Origin of the sequence: Sphingomonas folli, assembly GCF_019429525.1 — a bacterium.
GTDB classification, from domain to species: Bacteria; Pseudomonadota; Alphaproteobacteria; order Sphingomonadales; family Sphingomonadaceae; genus Sphingomonas; species Sphingomonas folii.
In genome coordinates this window covers 89,436-113,714 of the sequence record NZ_JAHXZL010000003.1, presented here as the reverse complement: position 1 = coordinate 113,714, position 24,279 = coordinate 89,436, and the positions used below count along the sequence as shown (strand labels likewise).

At 71.7% G+C, this 24,279-nt stretch carries 23 protein-coding genes; 15 read left to right on the top strand and 8 right to left on the bottom strand.

Annotation, left to right across the window (positions count from 1 at the left end; all coding sequences use genetic code 11):
* Positions 1–50 precede the first annotated feature (50 nt).
* The gene (locus KZ813_RS05505; protein WP_219753967.1) at positions 51–464 is read right to left on the bottom strand and encodes a GNAT family N-acetyltransferase; all 414 of its coding nucleotides are present in this window, start codon (positions 462–464) and stop codon (positions 51–53) included.
* Positions 461–946, bottom strand: coding sequence for an SspB family protein (locus KZ813_RS05500; RefSeq protein ID WP_219753966.1), 486 nt, complete (start codon positions 944–946; stop codon positions 461–463). The genes KZ813_RS05505 and KZ813_RS05500 overlap by 4 nt, the downstream gene beginning before the upstream one ends.
* 73 nt (positions 947–1,019) lie before the next feature.
* Between KZ813_RS05500 and hisB the strand changes: the two genes are divergently transcribed.
* The 9 genes from hisB (at position 1,020) to KZ813_RS05455 (ending at position 8,018) form a co-directional block, all read left to right on the top strand.
* Positions 1,020–1,607 carry an imidazoleglycerol-phosphate dehydratase HisB gene (gene hisB / locus KZ813_RS05495; RefSeq protein WP_219753965.1) on the top strand — a complete coding sequence of 196 codons (588 nt, stop codon included), beginning with the start codon at positions 1,020–1,022 and terminating at the stop codon, positions 1,605–1,607.
* A complete protein-coding gene (locus KZ813_RS05490) occupies positions 1,604–1,915 on the top strand; it encodes a YciI family protein (RefSeq protein ID WP_308461791.1) in 312 nt (103 codons plus the stop codon). The genes hisB and KZ813_RS05490 overlap by 4 nt, the downstream gene beginning before the upstream one ends.
* Positions 1,912–2,517, top strand: a complete 606-nt coding sequence (hisH, locus tag KZ813_RS05485; RefSeq protein WP_219754248.1) for an imidazole glycerol phosphate synthase subunit HisH — start codon at positions 1,912–1,914, stop codon at positions 2,515–2,517. The genes KZ813_RS05490 and hisH overlap by 4 nt, the downstream gene beginning before the upstream one ends.
* 235 nt (positions 2,518–2,752) lie before the next feature.
* The gene (gene hisA / locus KZ813_RS05480) at positions 2,753–3,487 is read left to right on the top strand and encodes a 1-(5-phosphoribosyl)-5-[(5-phosphoribosylamino)methylideneamino]imidazole-4-carboxamide isomerase (RefSeq protein WP_219753964.1); all 735 of its coding nucleotides are present in this window, start codon (positions 2,753–2,755) and stop codon (positions 3,485–3,487) included.
* 472 nt (positions 3,488–3,959) lie between these two features.
* Positions 3,960–4,721 (top strand): imidazole glycerol phosphate synthase subunit HisF, encoded by a 762-nt coding sequence (gene hisF, locus KZ813_RS05475; protein ID WP_219753963.1) that lies wholly within the window; start codon positions 3,960–3,962, stop codon positions 4,719–4,721.
* On the top strand, positions 4,718–5,287 hold the full coding sequence (locus KZ813_RS05470) for a septal ring lytic transglycosylase RlpA family protein (RefSeq protein ID WP_219753962.1): 570 nt from the start codon (positions 4,718–4,720) through the stop codon (positions 5,285–5,287). The genes hisF and KZ813_RS05470 overlap by 4 nt, the downstream gene beginning before the upstream one ends.
* A 73-nt stretch (positions 5,288–5,360) precedes the next feature.
* Positions 5,361–5,711 (top strand): phosphoribosyl-ATP diphosphatase, encoded by a 351-nt coding sequence (locus tag KZ813_RS05465; protein WP_219754247.1) that lies wholly within the window; start codon positions 5,361–5,363, stop codon positions 5,709–5,711.
* Positions 5,712–5,721: 10 nt separating this feature from the next.
* The gene (locus KZ813_RS05460; RefSeq protein ID WP_219753961.1) at positions 5,722–6,108 is read left to right on the top strand and encodes an HIT domain-containing protein; all 387 of its coding nucleotides are present in this window, start codon (positions 5,722–5,724) and stop codon (positions 6,106–6,108) included.
* 368 nt (positions 6,109–6,476) lie between these two features.
* Positions 6,477–8,018 (top strand): amino acid permease, encoded by a 1,542-nt coding sequence (locus tag KZ813_RS05455; RefSeq protein ID WP_219753960.1) that lies wholly within the window; start codon positions 6,477–6,479, stop codon positions 8,016–8,018.
* Positions 8,019–8,079: 61 nt separating this feature from the next.
* Here the strand turns inward: KZ813_RS05455 and mscL are convergent, their stop codons facing one another.
* On the bottom strand, positions 8,080–8,574 hold the full coding sequence (gene mscL / locus KZ813_RS05450; RefSeq protein ID WP_219753959.1) for a large conductance mechanosensitive channel protein MscL: 495 nt from the start codon (positions 8,572–8,574) through the stop codon (positions 8,080–8,082).
* A gap of 121 nt (positions 8,575–8,695) precedes the next feature.
* Here mscL and KZ813_RS05445 point away from each other — a divergent pair, with 121 nt between their 5' ends.
* From KZ813_RS05445 to KZ813_RS05435, 3 genes are all read left to right on the top strand, one after another.
* Positions 8,696–9,235: an NUDIX hydrolase gene (locus KZ813_RS05445; protein WP_219753958.1), complete on the top strand. Its 540-nt coding sequence runs from the start codon at positions 8,696–8,698 to the stop codon at positions 9,233–9,235.
* Positions 9,236–9,301: 66 nt separating this feature from the next.
* Complete coding sequence (locus tag KZ813_RS05440; RefSeq protein ID WP_219753957.1) at positions 9,302–10,375, top strand: polysaccharide pyruvyl transferase family protein; 1,074 nt, start codon at positions 9,302–9,304, stop codon at positions 10,373–10,375.
* Complete coding sequence (locus tag KZ813_RS05435) at positions 10,368–11,753, top strand: Coenzyme F420 hydrogenase/dehydrogenase, beta subunit C-terminal domain (RefSeq protein WP_258046448.1); 1,386 nt, start codon at positions 10,368–10,370, stop codon at positions 11,751–11,753. The genes KZ813_RS05440 and KZ813_RS05435 overlap by 8 nt, the downstream gene beginning before the upstream one ends.
* Positions 11,754–11,871: 118 nt before the next feature.
* Here KZ813_RS05435 and KZ813_RS05430 read toward each other — a convergent pair whose 3' ends face one another.
* From KZ813_RS05430 to KZ813_RS05410, 5 genes are all read right to left on the bottom strand, one after another.
* Positions 11,872–13,011, bottom strand: a complete 1,140-nt coding sequence (locus tag KZ813_RS05430; protein WP_219753955.1) for an acetyltransferase domain-containing protein — start codon at positions 13,009–13,011, stop codon at positions 11,872–11,874.
* Between the two features lie 68 nt (positions 13,012–13,079).
* A complete protein-coding gene (locus KZ813_RS05425; protein ID WP_219753954.1) occupies positions 13,080–14,387 on the bottom strand; it encodes an MFS transporter in 1,308 nt (435 codons plus the stop codon).
* Between the two features lie 202 nt (positions 14,388–14,589).
* A complete protein-coding gene (locus KZ813_RS05420; protein ID WP_219753953.1) occupies positions 14,590–16,359 on the bottom strand; it encodes an alpha-amylase family glycosyl hydrolase in 1,770 nt (589 codons plus the stop codon).
* Positions 16,360–16,498: 139 nt separating this feature from the next.
* The gene (locus tag KZ813_RS05415) at positions 16,499–17,497 is read right to left on the bottom strand and encodes a LacI family DNA-binding transcriptional regulator (RefSeq protein WP_219753952.1); all 999 of its coding nucleotides are present in this window, start codon (positions 17,495–17,497) and stop codon (positions 16,499–16,501) included.
* A gap of 84 nt (positions 17,498–17,581) precedes the next feature.
* A complete protein-coding gene (locus tag KZ813_RS05410; RefSeq protein ID WP_219753951.1) occupies positions 17,582–18,256 on the bottom strand; it encodes a TetR/AcrR family transcriptional regulator in 675 nt (224 codons plus the stop codon).
* A 42-nt stretch (positions 18,257–18,298) separates the two neighbouring features.
* Between KZ813_RS05410 and KZ813_RS05405 the strand changes: the two genes are divergently transcribed.
* The 3 genes from KZ813_RS05405 to KZ813_RS05395 are packed head-to-tail and all read left to right on the top strand — an operon-like array spanning position 18,299 to position 24,278.
* Entirely contained in the window at positions 18,299–19,528 is a 1,230-nt protein-coding gene (locus tag KZ813_RS05405; RefSeq protein ID WP_219753950.1) for an efflux RND transporter periplasmic adaptor subunit, read from the top strand.
* Positions 19,529–19,534: 6 nt separating this feature from the next.
* Positions 19,535–22,744, top strand: a complete 3,210-nt coding sequence (locus KZ813_RS05400) for an efflux RND transporter permease subunit (protein WP_219753949.1) — start codon at positions 19,535–19,537, stop codon at positions 22,742–22,744.
* Position 22,745: 1 nt separating this feature from the next.
* Complete coding sequence (locus KZ813_RS05395; protein ID WP_308461790.1) at positions 22,746–24,278, top strand: efflux transporter outer membrane subunit; 1,533 nt, start codon at positions 22,746–22,748, stop codon at positions 24,276–24,278.
* The last annotated feature ends 1 nt before the right edge of the window (position 24,279 follow it).

The window sequence follows — 24,279 nt, the reverse complement described above, 5'->3', positions numbered from 1 at the left end:
GTCGTCCCGACACCCGGCGCAGCACCCTCCAGGATCATCGCGCTCGCCCCTCAGCCGATCCGCTTCGCCAGGAAGTAGCGCGACTCGCCGGGCGGATAGTCGTCGATCGCGCCGAATAGCGCGTAGCCCAGCTTCTCGTAGAAGCCCCTCGCCTGGAAGCTGAACGTATCGAGCCACACGCCGACGCAGCCGAGCCGCGCCGCCTCGGCCTCCGCCGCCCGCATCAGCGCGCGGCCCTCGCCGCGGCCGCGCCGCTCCGGCGGCAGCGCGAGATATTGCACGAACAGCCAGCGGTAGCTCGCCACGCCCCACAGCCCGCCGACGATCGCGCCGGCCTCGTCGCGGATCACCAGCGCGATCTCCTCGCGCGCGGTGCGCCCCACCGCCGAGTCGTTGTGCGCGACCAGCGGCGCCAGGATCGCGGCGCGCACCGCCTCGTCGGGTGCGGCGACTCGCTCGATCACTTCTTGCGCTTGAAGTCCACCGCGACGACGTTCGAGCCGTCACCCGCGCCGCTCGCGGGCGGGCCGTCGTTCTCGGCAGGGTCGTGCCCGCCCGGGCCGTCGCCCGGCCCCTCCTGCGCCTGGAAGCGCAGCTCGAAGTTGACCGCGGGGTCGTGGAAGCCCGTGATCGCCGAGTAAGGGATCACCAGCTTGGACGGCACCTGGTTGAAGCTGAGCCCGACCGAGAAGCGCTCCTCGTCGACGGTCAGGTCCCAGAAACGGTTCTGGAGCACGATCGTCATCTCGTCGGGGAAGCGCTCGACCAGCCGCGACGGGATGTCGACGCCGGGCGCCTGGGTCTTGAAGGTGATGTAGAAATGGTGCTGGCCCGGCAGGCCGCCGGTCTCGGCGACCACGCCCAGCACGCGGCCCACGACCGCGCGCAGCGCTTCCTGCACGATCTCGTCATAGGGGATCTGGCTGTCGGGCAGCATGTCATTCATGCGCTTATGGGTAGCGCGGTGCGCCGAGCGGTCAAGGTTGCTTGGACCGGCCAGCGCGTTATGGACCGACGCCATGCGCACCGCCACGCTCCGCCGCGACACCAGCGAGACCCGTATCAGCGTCTCGGTCAACCTCGACGGCACCGGCCGATATGACATCCATACCGGGGTCGGGTTCTTCGATCATATGCTGGAGCAGCTCGCGCGACACTCGCTGATCGACGTCACCCTCCACTGCGACGGCGACCTCCACATCGACCAGCACCATACGGTGGAGGACAGCGCGCTGGCGCTCGGCAGTGCGGTGGCGCAGGCGCTCGGAGAGAAGCGCGGTATCCGCCGCTACGCCGACGCGCTGTCGCCGATGGACGAGACGCTCACCCGAGTCGCGCTCGACATCTCGGGGCGGCCGTGGCTGGTGTGGAAGACCGCCTTCACGCAGACCCGGCTGGGCGAGATGGACACCGAGCTGTTCCAGCACTGGTTCCACAGCTTCGCGCAGACCGCCGGGATCACGCTCCACGTCGAGACTTTGTACGGCGACAACAACCATCACATCGCCGAGAGCGCCTTCAAGGGCCTGGCGCGCGCGCTGCGCGAGGCGATCGAGATCGACCCGCGCAAGGTCGGCGTGATCCCCTCGACCAAGGGCACGCTGTGAGTCGGCACCGCGCGGCCGGCGATCTGAGCCTGATCCTGCTCAGCTACGTGCGCCCGCTCGAGGAGATCGACTCGCTGATGGCGGCGCATGTCGCCTGGCTCGACGCTGGGTTCGCGCAGGGTGCGTTCCTCGTTGCCGGGCGGCGCGCGCCGCGCACCGGCGGGGTGGTCGTGGTGCGCGGCGACCGCGCCGCGGCCGAGGCGATCGCCGCGACCGACCCGTTCGTCACCGCCGGCGCCGCGACCGCCGAGGTGGTGCCGTTCCACGCCAGCTTCGCCGCCGACGCGGTGCGCGCGTGGCTGGCATGACGCTGGCGCTGATCGACTATCAGGCGGGCAACCTGCACTCGGTCGCCAACGCGCTGCGCGCCGCGGGGTGCGACGACCTCGTCGTCACCGCCGACCCCGACGCGGTGGCGCGCGCCGACCGGGTCGTGCTGCCCGGCGTCGGCGCCTTCGGCGCCTGCGCCGCGGCGCTGCGCGCGGTCGAGGGGCTGGTGCCCGCGCTCGAGCGCCGCGTGCTGGAGCAGGGCGCGCCCTTCCTCGGCATCTGCGTCGGCATGCAGCTGCTCGCGACCGCCGGGGAAGAGCTCGGGCACCACGCCGGGCTCGGCTGGATCGACGGTGCGGTGCGCCGCATCGACGTCGCCGGATCCGACGCCAAGGTGCCGCACATGGGCTGGAACGACGTGGTGCCGCGGGTGGAGCACGCGCTGATCGTGCCGGGCGAGGCCTATTTCCTCCACAGTTACGCCTTCGCCGGCGCGTGCGTGGTGGCGACGACCGACCACGCCGGCCCGGTCACCGCCGCGGTGGCGCGCGACAATGTGATGGGCGTGCAGTTCCACCCCGAGAAGAGCCAGCGCTACGGCCTGGCGCTGCTCGAACGCTTCCTGGCGTGGCGGCCGTGAGGGGGGAGGCAGCGCGGGAACCCCACTGCTGGTCGGGCCGCGCTCGCCTCTCCCTTTCGTCCTCCCGGACTTGGTCCGGGATCCACCCCTCCGCGCACTCGCCGGCCGCTCGGTCTGCGGCACGATGGATCCCGGACCAAGTCCGGGAGGACGGCGATGATGGGGCGGCGTCTCCGATCCCGCGCACGCCCCTCGCGCTACCTGCCCGTCACATTCCCTCGCCGAGTACCCCCGCATGACCCTCATCGTCTTCCCCGCGATCGACCTGAAACAGGGCCAGGTGGTCCGCCTCGCGGAGGGCGACATGGCGCGCGCCACCGTCTACGGCGACGACCCCGCCGCGCAGGCGATGCTGTTCGCCGAGGCGGGCGCGGGGCACCTCCACGTCGTCGACCTCGACGGCGCCTTCGCCGGCGCGAGCGTCAACGGCGAGGCGGTGCGCGCGATCGTGGAGCGCTTCCCCGGCCACGTCCAGCTCGGCGGCGGCATCCGCACGCGGGAGAGCGTCGAGCGCTGGTTCGATCTCGGCGTGTCGCGCGTCGTGATCGGCACCGCCGCGCTGGAGGATCCGGACTTCGTGCGCGCCGCCGCGCGCGACTTCCCCGGCGGCGTCGTCGTGGCGGTGGACGCGCGCGACGGCCTGGTCGCGACCAAGGGATGGGCGGACGTCTCCACCACCAGCGTGGTCGAGCTCGCGCGGCGCTTCGAGGACGCGGGCGTGGCGGCGCTGCTGTTCACCGACGTCGGCCGCGACGGGCTGCTCAAGGGCGCCAACATCGAGGCGACGGTGGATCTCGCGCGCGCGGTCGACATCCCCGTGATCGCGAGCGGCGGCGTGGCGGGGATCGCCGACATCCACGTGCTGGCGCTGCACGCGCGCGACGGGGTGGAGGGCGTGATCACCGGGCGCGCGCTGTACGACGGGCGGCTCGACCTGGCGGCGGCGCTGAGCGTCGCGGCGGCGGCGTAGCGGGGGAGCGGCCGCGGCAAGACCAGCGCGCCGAGCGGAACGGTCGCGGCCCTGGGTCGCGGCGTTCGCCGGAGCGCGGCTCAGCCTCGCTGCGTCGGGATCTCAGCGACGCTGCCGTGCCCCGGCGCGCGAGCAGCGCGTCGCGAGACCGTCCCGCTCGTGGCGCACCGTCGCGCGTGCGGGCCGTGCAGCCAGAAACGCTCCTCCCGCTCCAGCCCGCTCTCCCACGCGCGCTGGCGGAACCACGACCAGCACGTGATCGTCCGGCGCTCGTGGGGCCACTCGGCCGGGAAAGCGCCTCGCGGATTGGCCAACATCACCAGCAGCGCACAGAAGCGGCATCGCATCCCCGATCCCCTCGGCCGAGAGGGGCGCATGATGCAGCCGCGTGCGCCGTGCGCGAACCCCGTCCCTGACCGACTCCGGCGCCCGCGCTTGCTCCGGGCCGCGCGCGCGGGCATGAGCGCCACCCATGACCGTCCGTGCCCGCGTGATCCCGTGCCTCGACGTCGCCGAGGGCCGCGTCGTCAAGGGCGTCAACTTCGTCGACCTGATCGACGCCGGCGACCCGGTCGAGCAGGCGCGCGCCTATGACGCCGCCGGCGCGGACGAGCTCTGTTTCCTCGACATCACCGCCAGCCACGAGGCGCGCGGCACGATCCTCGACGTGGTGCGCCGCACCGCCGCGGTCTGCTTCATGCCGCTCACCGTCGGCGGCGGGGTGCGCAGCGCCGAGGACGCGCGCGCGCTGCTGCTCGCCGGCGCGGACAAGGTCGCGGTCAACTCCGCCGCGGTGGCGCGCCCCGAGCTGGTCAGCGACATCGCCGAGCGCTTCGGCAGCCAGTGCTGCGTCGCCAGCGTCGACGCGCGCCGCGTCGGCGACGGCTGGGAGGTGTTCACCCACGGCGGGCGGCGCGCCACCGGCATCGACGCGGTGGCGCACGCGCTGCGCCTCGCCGAGCTGGGCGCGGGCGAGCTGCTCGTGACCTCGATGGACCGCGACGGCACGCGCGGCGGCTATGACCTCGCGCTGGTGCGCGCCATCGCCGATCGCGCCGCGGTGCCGGTGGTGGCCTCCGGCGGGGTGGGCACGCTCGACGACCTCGTCGCCGGTGTGACCGAGGGTCATGCCTCGGCGGTGCTGGCGGCCTCGATCTTCCATTTCGGCCAGGCCACGGTGGCCGAGGCGCACGCCGCGCTCGCCGCCGCGGGCGTGCCGGTGCGCGCGCCTTGAGCCGCGCCGCGGGGCGGGCAGGGGTAGCGCTGCTGGCGGCGCTGCTCGCCGGCTGCGGCGGCCATTATCGCCCGGTGAGCGACTCGCCGGTGCGGCTCGGCCGTCCCTATGTGGTGCGTGGTGTCACCTACACGCCCGCGGCCGATCCCTCCTATGACATGCTCGGCTATGCCAGCTGGTACGGCAGCGAGTCGGGTGATCGCACCGCGCTCGGCGAGCGCTTCCGCGCCAAATGGGTCACCGCGGCGCACCCGACGCTGCCGCTGCCGAGCTACGTCGAGGTGACCGCGCTCGACACGGGGCGCGTGATCCTGCTGCGGGTCAACGACCGCGGCCCCTTCGCGCGCGACCGGCTGATCGACCTGTCGCGCGGCGCGGCCGAGCTGCTCGGCGTGCGCGCGCGCGGCCATGTCGCGGTGCGCGTGCGCGTGGTGGAGCCGCCGGAGCGCGACCGCGCGCGGCTACGTCGGGGTAAGGCGGCGTCGCCGCGACCCGACGTCTCCCCCGACGTCACCGCCAACCTGCGCGCCCAACTCGACTCCGGGCTGAGCGCGATGGGGCGCTGAGGGGAGCGGGCGGGGCGACCTGCCGTGCCGCGCCGCCTTGACCCGCGCCCCGCCGCACGGCACCCCGCGCGTCATGGACCAGCCCGACCCGCTCGACCGGCTCTTCGCGACGGTCGCCTCGCGCCGCGGCGCCGACCCGGCCTCCTCCTACACCGCCGCGCTGTTCTCGAAGGGGCGGCCGCGCATCGCGCAGAAGCTCGGCGAGGAGGCGGTGGAGACCGTGATCGCGGCGCTGCAGGGCGACGAGCGCGCGATCGTGCCCGAGGCGGCCGACCTGCTCTACCACCTGATGGTGCTGCTCGCCGACGCCGGGCTGACGCTCGACGAGGTCCGCGCCGAGCTCGCGCGGCGCGAGGGTGTGTCGGGGCACGACGAGAAAGCCGCGCGCGGCGGTCCGCTGCCGCTCTCCTTCCCGCCCGAGTGAGGATCGCCCGATGACCGTCGACGCCACCCAGCCCTACGACGACGCCAATATCTTCGCCAAGCTGGTGCGCGGCGAGATCCCGTCGCGGCGGGTCTATGAGGACGCGCACAGCATCGTCTTCCACGACATCGCGCCCTGGGCGCCGGTCCACCTGCTCGCGGTGCCGAAGGGCCGATACGTCAGCTGGGACGATTTCTCGGCGAGCGCGAGCGCGGAGGAGATCGTCAGCCTGACCCGCGCGATCGGCCAGGCGGCGCGCGAGGCGGGGCTGGTCGAGCGCGGCTATCGCCTGATCGCCAACACCGGGCTCGACAGCCACGCCGAGGTGCCGCACCTGCACGTCCATATCCTCGCCGGCCGCGCGCTCGGACCCATGCTGGCGCATCGCGACGGGTGAGGGCAGGGGACTAGCCGTCGCACTACCGCGGTCCGTCATTCGACCGGCGCGCCGAGCGTCGCCTCTCCTACTCGCGTGGTGCCCGGTGAGGCGAGCGCCGCTCTACCCCGCCGTGATCCCGGACTTGGTCCGGATCCACTCTCCGGCAAGAGCACTCCGCGGTGGATGTGCGGCACGGTGGATCCCGGACCAAGTCCGGGATGACGGATGTGTGTAGGGGCATGACGGACGGGCGGCCTGGGTCGGCATCATCGGTTTCCCTCACGGTCCCTCCGCCGTACCTGTCATCTCCGCGCAACACTATTGCGCGTCGCCCCACACCCGCTACGCTCCCGCCCAGCACATTTCCCTCGGGGGCTTCGAACCTAATGATATTCGGGCGCGTCAAACCTCTCGACGCCATCCTCGCCACCGCTGAGCGCAAGTCGCTCCACCGCACGCTCGGCTGGTTCCAGCTGACGCTGTTCGGCATCGGCTGCGTGATCGGCACCGGCATCTTCGTCCTCACCGCGGCGGGCGCGCAGAAGGCCGGTCCCGGGCTGATGCTGGCCTTCGCCATCGCGGGCGCGATCTGCATCGTCGCGGCGCTGTGCTACGCCGAGATCGCGGCGATGATCCCGGTGGCGGGATCGGCCTATACCTACACTTATTCCACCATGGGCGAGCTGCTCGCCTGGACGGTCGGCTGGGCGCTGATCCTCGAATATGCCGTCGCCGCCAGCGCGGTGGCGGTCGGCTGGTCGGGCTATTTCAGCGGGACGATCCTCAACCAGTTTCTCGGCATCCACCTGCCCGCCTGGCTGTCCGCCGCCCCGCTGGCGCTGGGCGGCGCGCCCGGCGGCTTCATCAACCTGCCCGCGGTGCTGATCGCGGGGCTGATCACCTGGCTGCTGATGATCGGCACCACCGAGAGCGCGCGCGTCAACGCGGTGCTGGTGGCGATCAAGGTGATCGCGCTCACCGCCTTCGTCGCGCTGACGCTGCCGAGCGACTCGTTCACCGCCGGGCACTTCAACCCGTTCCTGCCGGCGGGCGTGTTCGGCGGCTTCGGCACCGGCGTCGGCGCGGTCGGCGCGGCGGCGACGATCTTCTTCGCCTATGTCGGCTTCGACGCGGTGTCGACCGCCGCCGAGGAGACCAAGAACCCGCAGCGCAACGTGCCGATCGGGCTGATCGGCTCGCTGCTGTTCTGCACGATCTTCTACATTTTGGTCGCTGCGGGCGCGATCGGCACGATCGGCGGCCAGCCGATCATGGGGCCGAACGGCATCCCGTTCCCGACCGGCTCGGAGGAGCTGGCGCGTCAGTGCGCGCTGCCGCGCTACGCCGACATGCTGGTGTGCTCGAACGAGGCGCTGGCGCACGTGCTGCGCGCGATCGGCTGGTCCAAGGTGGGCAACATGCTCGGCATCGCGGCCTTCCTGGCGCTGCCCTCGGTGATCCTGATCCTGATGTTCGGCCAGACGCGCATCTTCTTCGTGATGAGCCGCGATGGTCTGCTGCCGGACAAGCTCTCGGCGGTCCACCCCAAGTGGAAGACGCCCTATGTCGTCACCGCGATGACCGGGATCGGCGTGGCGTTCGCGGCGGCGTTCCTGCCGGTCGGGCAGCTCGCCGACATCGCCAACGCCGGGACGCTCTACGCCTTCATGATGGTGGCGATCGCGGTGATGATCCTGCGCCGCACCGCGCGCGACCATAAGCGCGACTTCCGCACCCCCGCGCTGTGGCTGGTCGGGCCGCTGACGATCGTGGGCTGCGTGTTCCTGTTCTTCAACCTGCCCTCGGCCGCGATGCTGGTGCTGCCGATCTGGGGTGCGGTCGGGCTGGTGATCTATTTCGCCTATAGCCGCCACCACAGCCATGTCGGCCGCGGCATCGTCGACGCGGACGAGGCCCCGCTGCACTGAGTGAAGCCGGGACGGCCGCGGCGCTCTCCCAGTCGAGGGGAGCGCCGCGGCGGGTGTCGGGTCAGACCAGCGGGGGCGGGGTGCGCGTGCCGGTGGCCGTCCCTGTCGCCGTGCCGGCGCGCAGCTCGTCGCGGATCTCGCGCAGCAGCGCCACCTCGGCGGGCTCGGCGGCGGGCTCGGCGGTGCCCTCCTTCTTCTCGCGCTCGGCCGCGGCGATCACGCGGTTCACGCTGCGCATCAGCAGGAAGACGATGAAGGCGAGGATGATGAAGTTGATCACCACGGTGATGAACTCGCCGTAGCCGAACAGCGGCACGCCCGCCGCCTTGAGCTGGGCGTAGCTCTCGAGCGATCCCTTGTAGCTCGCGGGCACCTTGCCGAGCACCACGAAATAGCTCGAGAAATCGAACCCCCCGAAGAGCGCGCCGACGATCGGCATGATGATGTCGTCGGTCAGCGACTTGGTGATGGTGGCGAAGGCGCCGCCGATGATCACGCCGACCGCCAGGTCGAGCACATTGCCTCGAGCGATGAATGCTCTGAAATCCTTCAACATAATCGTCTCCCTGTCGCTCCGGCTGCGGGTCGATCTAGGTTAATGGCGGATTGGCGCTTCGCCAAGGCGCGGCGCTGACCTAGAGGGACATCTCCCGACGCCAGCACCGAGCGAGATCCGCATGACCAAGCCGCACCGCGACGCCGACGCCCCCGCCGAGACCGTCTGGGCGGGCCGCTACATCGAGGTGAAGACCCAGGGGCAGTGGGAATATGTCGCACGCCGCAACGGCATCCAGGCGGCGGTGATCGTCGCGATCGACGACGCCGACCGGGTCGTGCTGGTCGAGCAATATCGCGTCCCGCTGGGGCGCCGCTGCCTCGAGCTGCCCGCCGGGCTGATCGGCGACGAGACCGCGGGCGAGGCGGTCGCCGCGGGCGCCGCGCGCGAGCTGGAGGAGGAGACCGGCTACCGCCCCGGACGGATCGAGGAGCTGGGCTTCTTCTACTCGTCGCCGGGGATGAACAGCGAGGGCTTCACGCTGGTGCGCGCGCACGAGCTGGAGAAGGTCGGACCTGGTGGCGGCGAGGCGGACGAGGACATCGAGGTGCATCTCGTGCCGCGCGCCGAGCTGTCGCGCTTCGTGCTCGCGAAGCGCACCCAGGGCGTGGCGATGGACGTCAAGATGCTGTTGCTGCTGGCCGACGGCCTGCTGGGATGAGGTAACCCTCCCGCGTGCCGGGGAGGATCAGCGGAACCCACTGACCTGAGAGCGATTATTTCCGCAATGACCGTTATACCGCGCAGGGTCGGCATCCTGACCTTCCACCGCTGCATCAACTACGGCTCCTACTGGCAGGCGCGCTGCTTGGCCGAGGGGTTGCGCTCGCTCGGGCATGACGCGCGGCTGCTCGACCATCACAGCGACCAGGTCGCGCGCGCGGAGTGGCGCTGCTCCTTCCAGCCGACCCTGCCCGAGCGCACTCGTCGCGCGGACCTGCCCGCCTATAAACTCAAGGGTCGCAAGTTCGTCGCCGCCTTCGATCGCCTGCCGCAATCGCCGCGCTTCCCGCTGCATCGGCCCGACACCAGCGGCTATGACGCGATCGTGGTCGGCAGCGACGAGGTGTGGAACTTCTGCCATCCCTGGTATGGTGGGGCGCCGATCTTCTTCGGCGAGGGGCTGAGCGCGCCGCGACTGGTCTCCTACGCCGCCAGCTTCGGTAACCACGACGCCGCCGACGGTATCTCGGACGACTGGGCCGCCAAGCTACGCCGCTTCACCGCCGTCTCGGTGCGCGACGCCAACTCGCGCTCGCTGGTGCAGACCGCGCTGGGCGCGACGCCACCGCTGGTGCTCGACCCGGTGCTCCAGTTCGGCGACCGCGTCCACGCCGCCGCGCCGCCCTCGGGGCAGGGCGGCTATGCCCTGGTCTACGGCCACGGCTTCCCCGACTGGTTGCAGCGCCAGATGCGTGACTGGAGCCGGCGCAGCGGCGTGCGGCTGGTGAGCATCGGCTATCGCAACGACTGGGCCGACGAGCAGGACATCGCCGCTGGCCCAGAGGAATTCGCGCAGCGCGCCGCGGGCGCCAGCGCGCTGGTGACGAACTTCTTCCACGGCTGCGTCTTCGCGCTCAACAACCGCACGCCCTTCGTCACCGCGCCTTCGCCCTACCGCTTCAACAAGGTGCGCGACCTCGCCGTCGCGCTCGACGCGCGCCGCCACATCGTCGCCCCCGATCTCACGGCGGCGGACTATGACTCGCTGCTCGGCGCCCCGCCCGCGCCGGCGGTGTACGAGCGGATCGAGGGGCTGCGCGCCGACTCGCTCGCCTATCTGCGCCACGCGCTTGGCTGAGCCGCTCGCGCCGCGCGACGTGGTGCGCTCGGGGCTGTGCATCGGCTGCGGCGGCTGCGCGGCCGACGTGCCCGCGGGCGCGATGGCGTGGGACCGCTACGGCACGTGGAAGCCCGCGGGCGCCTTCGCCGCGACCGCGTCGGACGAGTTCGCGCGGTGCTGCCCCTTCTCCCCGCACGCGCGCGACGAGGACGTGATCGCGGCCGAGCGCTTCCCCGCGGCGCCGCGGTCGACGCCCCTGCTCGGCCGGCACGAATCGACCTGGGTCGGCCATGTCGCCGAGGGCGCGTGGCGCGAGTCGGGCAGCTCGGGCGGCATGGTGAGCTGGGTCGCCGCCGAGCTGCTCCGCACCGGCGCGGTCGACGCGGTGGCGCATGTCGCGCCGGTCGCGGCGCCGCAGGAGGACGGTCGCCATTTCGCCTATCGGCTGTCGCGCGACGCCGAGTCGCTGCTGACGGGCGCGAAGTCGCGCTATTATCCGGTAGAACTCTCCGCGATGCTGCGCGCGATCCGCGCCACACCGGGGCGGTATGCGATCGTCGCGGTGCCGTGCTTCGCCAAGATGATCCAGCTGGAGCGCGCGCGCGACCCCGTGCTGCGCGAGCGCGTGCCGCACGTGCTCGGGCTGTTCTGCGGGCATCAGAAGAGCGCGCGGCTGGTGGACAGCTTCGCGTGGCAGCTCGGCGCGCCGCCCGAGCGCGTGCGCGCGGTCGACTATCGCATCAAGGACGCGGGGCGGCCGGCCAATTGGTATCGCGCGCACCTCACGCTCGACGACGGCAGCGCGCGCGCCGAGGACTGGTGGCACCTCGCCGACGGCGACTGGGGCGCGGGCTTCTTCCAGAACAGCGCGTGCGACATGTGCGACGACGTCGTCGCCGAGACCGCCGACGTCGCGTTCGGTGACGCCTGGGTCGAGCCCTATTCGTCCGACGGGCGCGGCACCAACGTGGTGGTGGCGCGCACCCCGCTGGTCGACGGGCTGATCCGCGCCGCGGTGGCGGACGGGCGGCTCATGCTCGAGGAGGTCGACGCCGCCTTCGTCGAGGCGACCCAGGCGGCGGGCTTCCGCCACCGCCGCGAGGGGCTGGCCTATCGGCTGACGTGGCGGCGCTGGCGCGGCGGAGTCGCCAAGCGCAAGCGCGTCGCGCCGGACGCGCGCGCGCTGCCGCTGCGGCGCCGGCTGGTCTATCGCACACGCGCCGGCATCGCGCGCTGGAGCCACCGGCTGGCGTGGCTGTCGGCGCGGACGGGGATGCCGGGGTTGTACCTGCGCTGGGCGCGACCGGTGCTGGCGATGTATCGCGCGCTCGCCTGGTCGCACGGGCGGCTGGGCGGCTGGATCGACCGCGCGCTGCCGGACGCGCGGCGTCAGTAGGATCACGCGAGGGCGATGGGTCCGCCGCGCAGCGGTGTCCGTCGCGGGCGTACGAGAGCCACGTCGACCGCGACGCCTCTCTCCGCGTCGCCCGCGCGGCCGCGTCCGTGCTGCTCGGTCAGAAGAAGCGCAGCCAGCGGCTCGCGCTGCGGCGCTTCACGCCCGCGAACCAGCGCGTCGCCCACCACAGCGGCGGTGCGACCGCGGCGGCGAGCAGCCAGACCTGGCCGATCGTCGGCAGCTCGCGCCCGCCCACCGCGAGCGACAGCAGGTGCAGCGCGTAGAGGTGGAGCAGGTAGAAGAACATCGGCGCACCGCCCAGCACCGCCAGCCAGCCCGGCGCGCGCTCCTCGAAGGCGGCCAGCAGCAGCGCGCCCAGGCCGAGCGTCAGCAGCAGGAAGTCCAGCGACGGCGGATATTTGGTCACGTTGAGCAAAGAGAGGAGCGTCAGCAGCGGAGTCGCGCCCGGGTGCCACGGCACCGGTTCGCCGTAGCGGTTCAGCACGCGCAAGAGCGCGAAGGCGAGCAGCAGCAGCGCCCCCGTCACCGCGAGCGCGCGCCGGCGCCGCTCCGGGGCGGCGCGGAACCACGGGCCGATCGCATAGCCGAGCGCGATCACCCCGACCCAGGGCAGCACCGGGTAGGAGGTCCGCGCGGTCACCCCGCCGCCCAGCGCGATCAGGTCGCGCTGGTGGAGCATCGCCCAGATCGGATGGAACGGGTGGGCGGCGCCGAGCCGCACCGGGTCGAGCAGATTATGCCCCGCGACCAAGGCGACCGCGACCGCCACGAGCGCGGCGCGGGGCAGCCACAGTAGCCCGGCCAGCGCGATCATCGACCAGCCGATAGCCCAGATCACCTGCAGGTAGATCATCGTCGGCGCGAGCGAGAAGCTCCAGGCGAAGCTCACCAAGGTCAGCTCGAGCAGCAGCAGGAACAGGCCCCGCTCGAGCAGGAAGCGGGCGGTCGCCGCGCGCGGCCGGACCGCGCCGTACAGCCACGCCGAGACGCCCGCGAGCGCGATGAACACCGGCGCGCACAGATGCGCCGCGAGCCGGGCCGCGACCAGGCCGGGCGTGGCGGCGCGCAGGTCCATCGGGTCGCTGACCGGCGCGCTCAGGAAGAAATACTCGCGCGTGTGGTCCGCCAGCATCAGCAGCATGACCAGTCCGCGGAGTGCGTCGATCGAACCGAGCCGTGCGCGCGGCACCGCGCGCGAGGGTGCCTGGGCGAAAGGTGAGGCGGTCAGCTGCGGCATGATCGCCTAATGATATATTATCACCCGACGCGCAACGCGCGGATCGACGCGCCGAGGTGGCGGCGCGGCTACGCCGCCGCGCGGGCGCCGCGCCCCACCGCCACGGTGGCGATCGCACCGAGCAGCATCAGTGTCCCCGCGAGCACCAGCACCGCGCGCGCGTCCCCGCCGAGCAGATTGTGGTAGAACAAGGGGATCGACAGGCTCTCGATCATCATCGGGATGACGATGAACATGTTGAAGATGCCCATGTACACGCCGTTGCGCTCGGGCGGGATCATGTCGGTGAGCATGACATAGGGATTGCCCATCATCCCGGCCCAGCCGATCCCGACCCCGATCATCGCGAGGTACAGCCACGTCTCCTGCCCGATCGCGGGAATCGCGAGCATCGCCGCGCCCGAGGCGGCGAGGCAGCAGGCGTGGACCCGCTTGGCGCCGTGGCGCCTGGCGAGCGGCACCAGCGCGAGCGCGGCGACGAAGGCGACCGCGTTGTAGAAGGCGCCGAGTTGCCCGACCGTCAGCGCGGTGTCGCGGAACGCCTGGCTGGTCGCGTCGGCGGTGCCATGGAGCGATCGCGCGAGCGCGAAGGCGATGAACTGCCAGTAAGCGAACATCGCGTACCACTGGCACAGCATCGCCAGCGCGAGCTGCCGCGTCGGGCGCGGCATCTCGACCAGCGCGGCGCGGAGATCGGCGAGCGCCGCGCGCAGCGTCAGCGGCTCGGCCTCGAGCCGCGCGCGCTCCTCGGGCGGGAGCGGCAGCTCGGGGACGCGCCACACCGACCACAGGATCGTCGACAGCGAGAGTAGCGCGCCAATTACGAAGGCGATCCGGGTGATGTCGGGGATGCCGTTGGCGTCGACCGCGTCTTTGTCGAAGCCGAACCAGACCAGCAGGCTGGGCGCGAGATAGGAGAGCGTCTGCGCCAGCCCGGTGAAGGCCGATTGCGTCAGGAAGCCGGTGGGCCGCTGGTCCGGCGCGAGCCGGTCGCCGACATAGGCGCGGTACGGCTCCATCGTGACGTTGTTGGCGGCGTCGAGGATCCACAACAGGCTCGCCGCCACCCAGAGCGCCCGACTATACGGCATCGCGAACAGACACAGGCTGCACAGCACCGCGCCGACGAGGAAATAGGGCGTGCGGCGGCCGAGGCGCGAGTCGGTGCGATCGCTCATCGCGCCGATCAGCGGCTGGACGAGCAGCCCGGTGACCGGCCCGGCGAGCCACAGCAGCGGCAGCGTCGCCTCGTCAGCGCCGAGATAGCCGTAGATCGGCGCCATATTGGCCTGCTGCAGCCCGAAGGAGAATTGCAGCCCGAGGAAGCCGAGGTTCATCTCGACGATCCGCGCGAGCGAGAGGCGCGGGCGCGTCATCGCGGGGTGTCCGGGGCGGAGATCCTTCTCGTCCACCCTGGGGAGGGGAGGGAGCGACCCGCAGGCCGGTGCGAGGGTGACGCGGCCACGGCGGCGGACTTCCCGGCGTCGACACACCCGCGTCGTGCGCCGCGCGCCACCTTCCCGCGCGGGGGCGGATCGAGGGCCAGTCCAGCCCACCGCCTTGTGCCGACCAGGTGCCTCAACGCGGCCCCTCCAGCCACACCACGCCCCAGGCCGGCGCGGTGTCGCAGGCTGCGCCGGTCAGCCGATCGAGTCCAGCCGCGGGGAGCGCTGCCGGCGCCGCGCCGAAGTTGAGGAACACGCGGTCGTGCCCACACGCCACACCGAGCAGCGACGCCGCGCCCGTCTCGACCAGCACGGGCGCCCCCGCACCGCCGCTCGCCACGCGCGCCGCCCGCAGCGCGCGGAGGTCACCGCTGATCCGCCGCGCCGCGATGTCATCGAGCGCCGCCCAGTCCATCGCGGGCCGGTGCAGCCAGCGGCCCTCGTGCGCGCGCTCGGGGTCGTCGCGATAGGCATAGTCGTTGAGCAGCCCCAGCTCGTCGCCCATGTAGGTCGTCGCCAGCCCACCGCTCGCGATCGCCAGCGCGTTGAGCAGCGCGATCCGTCGGTACGCCGCCTCACGCTCCTCCTCGCCGCGCGCCGACTCGAGCCCGGCGAGCGAGGCCATCGTGCCGTTGCTGCCGTGCAGGACCGCGCCGTCTCCCTGGAACGGCGCCCCGCGCGCCCAGCCGCCGTCGACTCCCTCGAGGAACCGCGCCGCCGCGGCGAGGCGGCGCTCCGGCGCGGCGTCGATCGCGCGCAGGTCGCCAAGCACCGAGCCCCAGCCGATATCGTCGTGGCAGCGCGCGTAGCTCAGCCAGTTGGCGCCGGTCGGCAGCCCGCCGCTGGCAGCGACGATCGCCGCGGGCAGCGCCGCCGACTGTTCCGCCAGCCCGACCCAGCCCGCCACCATCAGCGAGTTGTTGTAGACGAGATGGCACTCGGGCTCGAAACCCTCGCCCTCGTCCAGGCCGAAATAGGGCGGCACGAACGCGGTCGGCACGATCGCCTCGGCCTTGAGCAAGGTGGCGGGCGCGGCGATATCGAGCGCGGCGCGCAGCGCGCGGACGATATAGTGGGTCTGGGGCAGGTTGCGGCAGTCGCTGCCCGGCCGCTTCCACAGGAAGGCGATGCTGTCGAGCCGGAACGCCTCCACGCCCCTGTTGGCGAGCCGCAGCGCGACGTCGAGGATCGCCAGGAAGACGTCGGGATTGCGCCAGTTCAGGTCCCATTGGAAAGGGTAGAAGGTGGTCCAGACATGGCCGCCCATCGCGGGCACATGGGTGAAATTGCCCGGCGCGGTGGCGGGGAAGACCTGCGGCAGCTCGGCGTCGCGCGCCGCCGCCTCGGCCGCGTCCACGGTGATGTAGAAGTCGCGGTAGAAGGGATCGCCCGCTCGCGCCGCCTTGGCCCAGAGATGGTCGTCCGCGGTGTGGTTGAGCGCGAGGTCGACGCACAGGCTGATCCGCGCCGCGCGCAGCCGCGCGGTGAGCGCCTCCACCTCGTCGATCGTGCCCAGCCGCGGCTCGACCGCGAGATAGTCGGCCACCGCGAAGCCGCCGTCGCTGTCGCCCTCGCGCGCCTTGAGCAGCGCGAGCAGGTGGAGGTAGCGCACCCCCAGCGACTCGAGATGGTCGACCCGCGCCGCGAGCCCGGCCACCGTGCCGGCGTAGCGGTCGACATAGGTGGAATAGCCCAGCATGTCCGGGCGAACGAACCAGTCCGGATCGGCCAGCCGCGCCTCATCCAGCGCGCGCAACGCCGCGTGTCGCTCGGCGAAGCGCTCGCGCAGCAGCGTCTCCGTCCTTGCCCACAGCGCCCCGGCGCCGCCGTGCTGTCCATAGAGCCGGTCAAGCTGCCGCCGCAGCCGTGGGCCGATCGCGGCGAGCCGTTCCTCCATCGTCATCCCTCCTGTCCTGGCGCGCGCGGGGTGACCCCGGACGCCGGCGCGTTCGGGCGCTGCCGGCTGTGATGCGCAGTGTGTAGGTCGACCGCAAGCATATTCTCGCAATCGATTGTGCTACCGCGTTGACGTCCGCTGATGCTCAGGTCGAGGCGCGCACCACCAGCTCGGGCGCGATCACCGCATGCTCGGCTGCCTGACCCGCGATTCGCGCCAGCAGCCGCTCGACCATCAGCGCGGCGCCGCGCGCGAGATCCTGACGGACCGTCGTCAGCGGCGGTGAGGTATGCGCCGCGAGGGTCACGTCGTCATAGCCGATCACCGCCACCTCGCGCGGTGCGTCGAGCCCGGCCTCGCTCACCGCGCGCAGGACGCTCATCGCGGCGACGTCGGAGGCGGCGAAGATCGCGTCGGGCAGCGTGCCGACGGCGAGCCGGGTCCGCATCGCGGCATGGACCCGGTCCGGGTCCATCGCGGTGGCGAGCACCTCGGCGCGCACCCCGGCGCCGCGCGCGGCCGCGGCGAAGCCGGCGAGCCGGTCGGCGAACTCGGGCGGGGCGGGGTCGCCGACGAAGAGCAGGCGACGGCGACCGCGCTCGAGCAGATGCTCCGCGGCGAGCCGTCCGCCCGCGACATTGTCCGAGCCGATCGCGAGATGGCGCTGCCCGTCGCGATGCACGCCCCAGGCGACCAGCGGCCCGTAGCGCGCGGCCACGCGCTCGATCGTCTCATATTGGTCGGACTGGCCGATCAGCAGCAGCCCGTCGACGCGCCCGGCGTCGACCAGCCGGTCGAGCCAGTCGCCGTTCTCGGGCAGCACGCGCGACAGCAGCACGTCATAGCCGCGGTCGACCAGCAGATCGGCGATATAGCCGAGCAGCGAGAGGAAGAAGGGATCGGTGAGGTGCTGCGTGCGCGCGTGCCCCAGCGGCATCGCCAGCCCGATCGCGCCGGTGCTGCGCAGCCGCAGGTTGCGCGCGAGCTGGTTGGGGCGGACGTCGTGCTCGCGCGCGAGCGCCTGGATGCGCGCCTGCGTGGCCTTGCTCACCGACGGGTGGCCCGACAGCGCGCGCGACACGGTGGCGGTCGACACGCCCGCCAGCACCGCCAGGTCAGCGAGCTTGGTCGGCTTCGATAACAAACACGAACCCCTCTGTTATTCCTCGGACATTTAGCCGCGGGCCGGGCGGCGCCGCAACCGCCTCGGGGTCGTAGACGGCGGTGCTCAGCCGAGCGCGGTGAGACGGTCGAGCTCGCGGTCGACGAAGTCCATCAGCAGCGCCAGCACGGCGGGCGGCGTCTCCTGCTTCTTGACGACGCGGCGCTGGAAGATGCCGCCCGAGACGACCAGGATCGACTCGGCGAGACAGCGCAGCGGCTCGGCCGCGCTCGCCTGCGGCACGATCGCGCCAAGCGCCTGGATCAGCCGCTCGCGCAGGCGCTCGTCGACCGATCGGAAGATCGCGGCCAAGCGCGGGTTGCGGGTCGTCTCGGCGATGATCTCGGAGACGAGCCGCTCGTCGGGCATGTCGGCGCAGGTGATGAACCGCTCGATCCAGATCCGCACCGCGGCGCGGTCCGGCATGCAGCCGCCGCGGCACAGCTCGTCGCCGCCGAGGAACTCGGCGAGGTCCTGCTCGGCGAGCTCGGCGACGATCGCCTCCTTGTTGGCGAAGTCGCGGTAGATCTGCCCGACCAGCACGCCCGAGCGCTCGGAGATGCGCGCCATCCCGGTGCCGTGGAACCCGTTCTCGGCGAAAAGTTCCCGCGCGGCCTGAACGATCTTGGCGCGTCGCGCGTTGGCCTTGGCGTTACGATCCCGCGGTTCGGGCACCGCGTGGCCATCTTCGATCATGTGCTTACCCGTCTTGACGATCTGCTCTCTTCGCAGTAGCAGCATTCGTGAGTGAGTGATCACTCACACACATTCGACGAGAAGTCCATGGCAAAACAGGGGTTGGCGCTCGCGGCGCTGGTGATGGTTCCGCTCGCTGCGTGCAGCGGTGGCGGAGGCGGCAACGAGCAGGGCGCGGCCCAGGGCGGCGCGCAGCAGCAGGGCCCGGCGGGGCCGCCGCAGGTGGGCGTAGTGACGGTGCAGTCCGAGTCGGTCACGCTGACGACGGTGCTGCCCGGTCGTACCAGCGCGTACGAGACATCGGAGGTCCGCCCGCAGGTCAACGGGCTGGTCACCGCGCGGCTGTTCACCGAGGGCGATCAGGTGAAGAAGGGCCAGGCGCTCTACCGCGTCGACCCGCAGCCCTATCAGGCGCAGGTGGCCAACGCCCGTGCCGCGCTGGCGCGCGCGCGCGCCGCGATCGCCTCCAGCGCGGCGCTGCAGCGGCGCTACGGCGAGCTCGTCAAGATCAACGCCATCGCGCGGCAGGACTATGAGAATGCGGTGACCTCCGCCGAGCAGGCGCGCGCCGACGTGGCGGCGCAGCAGGCCGCGCTGCGCACCGCGCAGATCGATCTCGCGCGCACCACCATCCGCGCGCCGATCTCGGGGCGGATCGGGCGCTCGGTCGTCACGACCGGCGCGCTGGTCAGCTCGGGGCAGACCAACGCGCTGACCACGATCCAGCGGCTCGACCCGATCTACGTCGACGTCAGCCAGTCTAGCGGCGACCTGCTGCGGCTGCGCCAGCAGATCGCCGCGGGCGACCTGTCGCGCGGCGGCGGTGCCGCGCGCGTGCAGCTGCGGCTGGAGGACGGCTCGGTCTACCCGATCGCGGGCAAGCTCCAGTTCGCCGACGTCAGCGTCGACCCCAATACGGGCACGCAGACGATCCGCGCGCTCTTCCCCAACCCGCGCGGGCTGCTGCTGCCGGGCATGTACGTCCGCGCCGAGCTGGTCGAGGGCACGCAGGCCAACGCGCTGCTGGTGCCGCAGCGCGCGGTGACGCGCGACGAGAAGGGCAACCCGAGCGTGCTGGTCGTCGGCCCCGACGGCAAACTCCAGCCGCGCTCGCTCACCGCGCCGCGCACGATCGGCGAGAATTGGCTGGTCACCGCCGGACTCAAGCCGGGCGACAAGGTGGTGGTGGAGGGCGCGATGATGCTGCGCCCGGGCATGCCGGTGAAGGCCGTGCCGTACAATCCGAACGCGGCACCCGCGCAGCCCGGGGCCGCACAGGGGCAGCAGCCGCAGGGCCAGCAGCCCGAAGGAAAGTAACGCCGCATGTCGCGCTTCTTCATCGACCGGCCCATCTTCGCGTGGGTCATCGCCTTGGCGCTGATGCTGGCGGGGGTCATCGCGATCCGCAGCCTGCCGATCGCCCAATTCCCCGAGATCGCACCGCCCGCGGTCGCGATCACCGCCAATTACCCGGGCGCCGACGCGGAGACGCTCGAGCGCACGACCACGCAGATCATCGAGCAGCAGCTGCGCGGCATCGATAATCTGCGCTATTTCTCGTCCTCCTCCTCCTCGGCGGGCGTGGTCACGATCACGCTGACCTTCGAGCAGGGTACCGATCCCGACATCGCGCAGGTGCAGGTCCAGAACAAGCTGCAGGCGGCCACCCCGCTGCTGCCGCAGGAAGTGCAGCGCCAGGGCATCCAGGTGACGAAGTCGGCGGCGAGCTTCCTCGCGGTCGTCGGGCTCGTCTCCACCGACGGGTCGCACAGCAACAACGACCTGGCCGACATGGTCGTCTCCAAGTTCCAGGACCCGGTCAGCCGCATCAACGGCGTCGGCGAGCTCCAGGTGTTCGGGTCGCAATATGCGATGCGCATCTGGCTCGACCCGCTCAAGCTCAACAATTACGCGCTGACGGTCGGCGACGTGACGTCCGCGGTGCAGGCGCAGAACGCGCAGGTCTCCGCCGGGCAGATCGGCGCGCAACCCGCGCCCAAGGAGCAGATGCTCAACGCGACCGTCTCGGTGCAGTCGCGGCTCCAGACGCCCGAGCAGTTCGGCAACATCCGGCTGAAGACCAGCACCGACGGATCGGTGGTGCGGCTGCGCGACGTCGCGCGGGTCGAGATCGGGGCCGAGAACTACGGCTTCGACGTGCAGTATAACGGCAAGCCGGCATCGGGCTTCGGCGTCCGCCTGGCGGCGGGGGCGAACGCGCTCGACACGGTCGACCTGCTCAAGGCGCGCGTCGCCGAGATCGGCAAGACGCTGCCGGCCGACGTGAAGGTGATCTACCCCTACGACATCACGCCCTTCGTGCGGCTGTCGGTGGAGCAGGTGATCCACACGCTGATCGAGGCGGTGGTGCTCGTGTTCCTCGTCATGTTCCTGTTCCTGCAGAACTGGCGCGCGACGCTGATCCCGACGATCGCGGTGCCGGTGGTGCTGCTCGGCACCTTCGCGGTGATGGCGCTGGCCGGTTTCACGATCAACACGCTGACCCTGTTCGGCATGGTGCTGGCGATCGGCCTGCTCGTCGACGACGCGATCGTCGTGGTCGAGAACGTCGAGCGCCTGATCGTCACGGAACACCTCTCGCCCAAGGAAGCCGCGCGCAAGTCGATGGACGAGATCAGCAGCGCGCTGGTCGGCATCGGCATGGTGCTGTCGGCGGTGTTCCTGCCGATGGCCTTCTTCGGCGGCTCGACCGGCGTGATCTACCGCCAGTTCTCGATCACGATCGTCTCGGCGATGGTGCTCTCGGTGCTGGTCGCGCTGATCCTGACGCCCGCGCTGTGCGCGACGATCCTGAAGCCGCACGACCCGGACAAGAAGGAGGGCAACGGCCCGCTGGCGCGCTTCTTCCGCTGGTTCAACAAGACGTTCGATCGCGCGCAGCACCGCTACGAGGGCGGGGTGAAGAGCACCGCGCGCCACTGGAAGCGCTCGCTGCTGGTCTATCTCCTGATCGTCGCGGGCATGGCGCTGGTCTTCATCCGGCTGCCCTCGGGCTTCCTGCCCGACGAGGACCAGGGCTTCGTGCTGGCGCTGGTGCAGGGCCCGGCGGGCGCGAGCACCGCGCGCACGGACAAGGGGCTGGCGCTGACCCGCGATCACTTCCTCAAGCAGGAGGCGAAGAACGTCCAGGGCGTCTTCACGATCAACGGCTTCAGCTTCGCCGGCCAGGGCCAGAACACCGGTCTCGTCTTCGTCAACCTGAAGCCGTGGGAGGAGCGCTCGGGCGGCGACAATCGCGCCCAGGCGATCGTCGGCCGCGCGATGGGGGCGTTCTCGCAGTACAAGGATGGGCTGATCTTCGCGCTGATCCCGCCCGCGGTGCAGGAGCTCGGCAACGCGACGGGCTTCGACGTCCAGCTGGTCGATACCGGCGGCGTCGGGCATGAGAAGCTGACGCAGATCCGCAACATGATGCTCGGCATGGCGGCGCAGGACCCGCGGCTCGCGCAGGTGCGCCCGCTCAGCCTGGAGGACGCGCCGCAGCTCAAGGTGAAGATCGACGAGGACAAGGCGCGCGCGCTCGGGCTCGACCTGGCCGACGTCAACACCACCATCTCGACCGCGTGGGGCGGCGGCTACATCAACGACTTCATCGACCGCGGTCGCGTGAAGCGCGTGTATGTCCAGAACGACGGGCCGTATCGCATGGCGCCCGACGACGTCGGCGAGCTGTACGTCCGCGGGGCCAACGGCCAGATGGCGCCCTTCACCGCCTTCTCGACGCTGGAATGGGCCAACGCGCCGGTCTCGCTGACCCGCTACAACGGGCAGCCGGCGATGCAGCTGCAGGGCTCGCCCGGACCGGGGCAGAGCACCGGCGCCGCCATGGAGGCGTTGCAGGAGATCCACGCCAAGCTGCCCCCGGGCACGACGCTGGAGTGGACCGGCCTCTCCTACGAGGAGCGGCTGTCGGGTGGGCAGGCGCCGGCGCTCTACGGACTGTCGCTGCTGATCGTCTTCCTCTGCCTCGCCGCGCTGTACGAGAGCTGGTCGGTGCCGATCTCGGTGCTGCTGGTGGTGCCGCTGGGCATCATCGGCGCGGTGCTCGCGGCGTGGCTGACCGGGCTGAACAAGGACATCTACCTCCAGGTCGGCCTGATCACCACGATCGGCGTGTCCGCCAAGAACGCGATCCTGATCGTCGAGTTCGCCGAGGAGCGGATGGCGGAGGGGATGAACTCCTTCGACGCCGCGGTGGAGGCGGCCAAGCTGCGCCTCCGCCCGATCCTGATGACCAGCCTCGCCTTCGTCTTCGGCGTGATGCCGCTGGCGGTGTCGACCGGTGCCGGCGCGGGCGGCCAGAACGCGATCGGTCGCGCGGTGGTGGGCGGCATGCTGTCCGCGACGGTGCTGGCGATCTTCTTCGTGCCGATGTTCTTCGTCGTCGTGCTGCGGCTGTTCGGTCACGGCGGTCACGCGGCGACGCCTGACCGGACCGACGACGCCGACCGCCGGGCGGACGACGTCGCCCCCGACCATCATCCCGGGGCGCCGCGCCCCGAGGGAGCCTGACGTGACTCGTTCCGCGATCCTCGCCGCGCTGGCGCTGTCCAGCACGCTCGCCGGCTGCAACCTGGCGCCCAAGTATGAGCGCCCCGGCGGCGCAGTCCCCGCCGCGCTGCCGCAGGGCGGGGTCTATCCCGCCGCGGCGAGCGACGCCGCCGATGTCAGCCAGATCGGCTGGCGCGACTTCTTCCTCGACCAGCGCCTTCGCGGCGTGGTCGAGACCGGGCTCGCCAACAACCGCGACCTGCGCGTCGCCGCGGCCAACGTGCTCCAGGCGCGCGCGCAATATCGTGTCCAGCGCGCCGACCTGGTGCCGAGCACCACCGTCTCGGGCTCGGCGACCTATACCAACAACCTCTTCGGCGCGACCGGGGCGACCGCCGGCGCGGGCGCCGGGACGGGGACTGGGACCGGGACTGGGACGGGCACGGGGACCGGCAGCGGTGCTGGGACGGGCACCGGCGGTGGCACCGGCGTGGGGGCGGGCGCCGGAGTCGGCAGCAGCTCGTCGAACGTCGAGTTCTACTCGGTCAACGCCGGCTTCTCCGCCTTCGAGCTCGACCTGTTCGGGCGCGTGCGCAACCTCAGCCGCGCCGCGCTGGAGCAGTATTTCGCGTCGGAGGAGGCGCAGCGTTCCACCCGGATCAGCCTGATCGCCGAGATCGCCACCGCCTGGCTGACGCTCGCCTCGGACCAGGAGCAGCTGCGGCTCAGCCGCCAGACGCTCAAGACCTTCGAGGAGACGGTGCGGCTCACCAGCGCGCAGTTCCGCATCGGCGTCGCCTCCGAGCTGGAGGCGCGCCAGGCGGAGACCAACTACCAGGCCGCGCGCAACGACATCGCCGCGCTCACCACGCGCGTCGCGCAGGACCAGAACGCGCTCAACCTGCTGGTCGGCACCACCGTGCCCGCCGAGCAGCTGCCGACCGGGCTGGACGACACGCCGCTGACGCGCGACGCGCTGCCCGGCGACGTCTCGTCCGAGGTGCTGCTGCGACGCCCCGACGTGCTCCAGGCCGAGCACCAACTGATCGCGCAGAACGCCAATATCGGCGCGGCGCGCGCGGCCTTCTTCCCGCGGATCTCGCTGACCGCGACGATCGGGACGATCTCGACCGCGCTCTCCGGCCTCTTCGGCGGCGGCAGCTTCACCTACACCGGCTCGCCCTCGGTCGGGCTGCCGCTGTTCGACGGCGGCCGCAACGCGGGCAACCTCGACTATGCCAAGGCCTCGCAGCAGGCCGCGGTGGCGACCTACGAGCGCTCGATCCAGACCGCCTTCCGCGAGGTGGCCGACGCGCTGGCGCAGCGCGGCACGATCGAGGAGCAGGTGTCGGCCCAGACCGCGCGGGCCCAGGCCGCCGGCGTCGCCGCGCGGCTGTCCGACGCCCGCTACCGCGCCGGGGTGGATTCGTTCCTGACCTCGCTCGACGCGCAGCGTACCGCTTATTCGGCGCAGCAGCAGCTGGTGACCACGCGGCTGACCCGCGCGAGCAACCTGGTGGAGCTGTACCGCTCGCTGGGCGGGGGGCTGCGCTGAG

Excerpts from the sequence above, each read along its gene's own strand:
- KZ813_RS05500 (WP_219753966.1), bottom strand. The coding sequence starts at position 946 with ATGAATGACATGCTGCCCGACAGCCAGATCCCCTATGACGAGATCGTG.
- hisB (WP_219753965.1), top strand. The coding sequence starts at position 1,020 with ATGCGCACCGCCACGCTCCGCCGCGACACCAGCGAGACCCGTATCAGC.
- hisH (WP_219754248.1), top strand. The coding sequence starts at position 1,912 with ATGACGCTGGCGCTGATCGACTATCAGGCGGGCAACCTGCACTCGGTC.
- hisA (WP_219753964.1), top strand. The coding sequence starts at position 2,753 with ATGACCCTCATCGTCTTCCCCGCGATCGACCTGAAACAGGGCCAGGTG.
- hisF (WP_219753963.1), top strand. The coding sequence starts at position 3,960 with ATGACCGTCCGTGCCCGCGTGATCCCGTGCCTCGACGTCGCCGAGGGC.
- KZ813_RS05465 (WP_219754247.1), top strand. The coding sequence starts at position 5,361 with ATGGACCAGCCCGACCCGCTCGACCGGCTCTTCGCGACGGTCGCCTCG.
- KZ813_RS05460 (WP_219753961.1), top strand. The coding sequence starts at position 5,722 with ATGACCGTCGACGCCACCCAGCCCTACGACGACGCCAATATCTTCGCC.
- KZ813_RS05455 (WP_219753960.1), top strand. The coding sequence starts at position 6,477 with ATGATATTCGGGCGCGTCAAACCTCTCGACGCCATCCTCGCCACCGCT.
- mscL (WP_219753959.1), bottom strand. The coding sequence starts at position 8,574 with ATGTTGAAGGATTTCAGAGCATTCATCGCTCGAGGCAATGTGCTCGAC.
- KZ813_RS05445 (WP_219753958.1), top strand. The coding sequence starts at position 8,696 with ATGACCAAGCCGCACCGCGACGCCGACGCCCCCGCCGAGACCGTCTGG.
- KZ813_RS05440 (WP_219753957.1), top strand. The coding sequence starts at position 9,302 with ATGACCGTTATACCGCGCAGGGTCGGCATCCTGACCTTCCACCGCTGC.
- KZ813_RS05430 (WP_219753955.1), bottom strand. The coding sequence starts at position 13,011 with ATGCCGCAGCTGACCGCCTCACCTTTCGCCCAGGCACCCTCGCGCGCG.
- KZ813_RS05425 (WP_219753954.1), bottom strand. The coding sequence starts at position 14,387 with ATGACGCGCCCGCGCCTCTCGCTCGCGCGGATCGTCGAGATGAACCTC.
- KZ813_RS05420 (WP_219753953.1), bottom strand. The coding sequence starts at position 16,359 with ATGACGATGGAGGAACGGCTCGCCGCGATCGGCCCACGGCTGCGGCGG.
- KZ813_RS05410 (WP_219753951.1), bottom strand. The coding sequence starts at position 18,256 with ATGCTGCTACTGCGAAGAGAGCAGATCGTCAAGACGGGTAAGCACATG.
- KZ813_RS05405 (WP_219753950.1), top strand. The coding sequence starts at position 18,299 with ATGGCAAAACAGGGGTTGGCGCTCGCGGCGCTGGTGATGGTTCCGCTC.
- KZ813_RS05400 (WP_219753949.1), top strand. The coding sequence starts at position 19,535 with ATGTCGCGCTTCTTCATCGACCGGCCCATCTTCGCGTGGGTCATCGCC.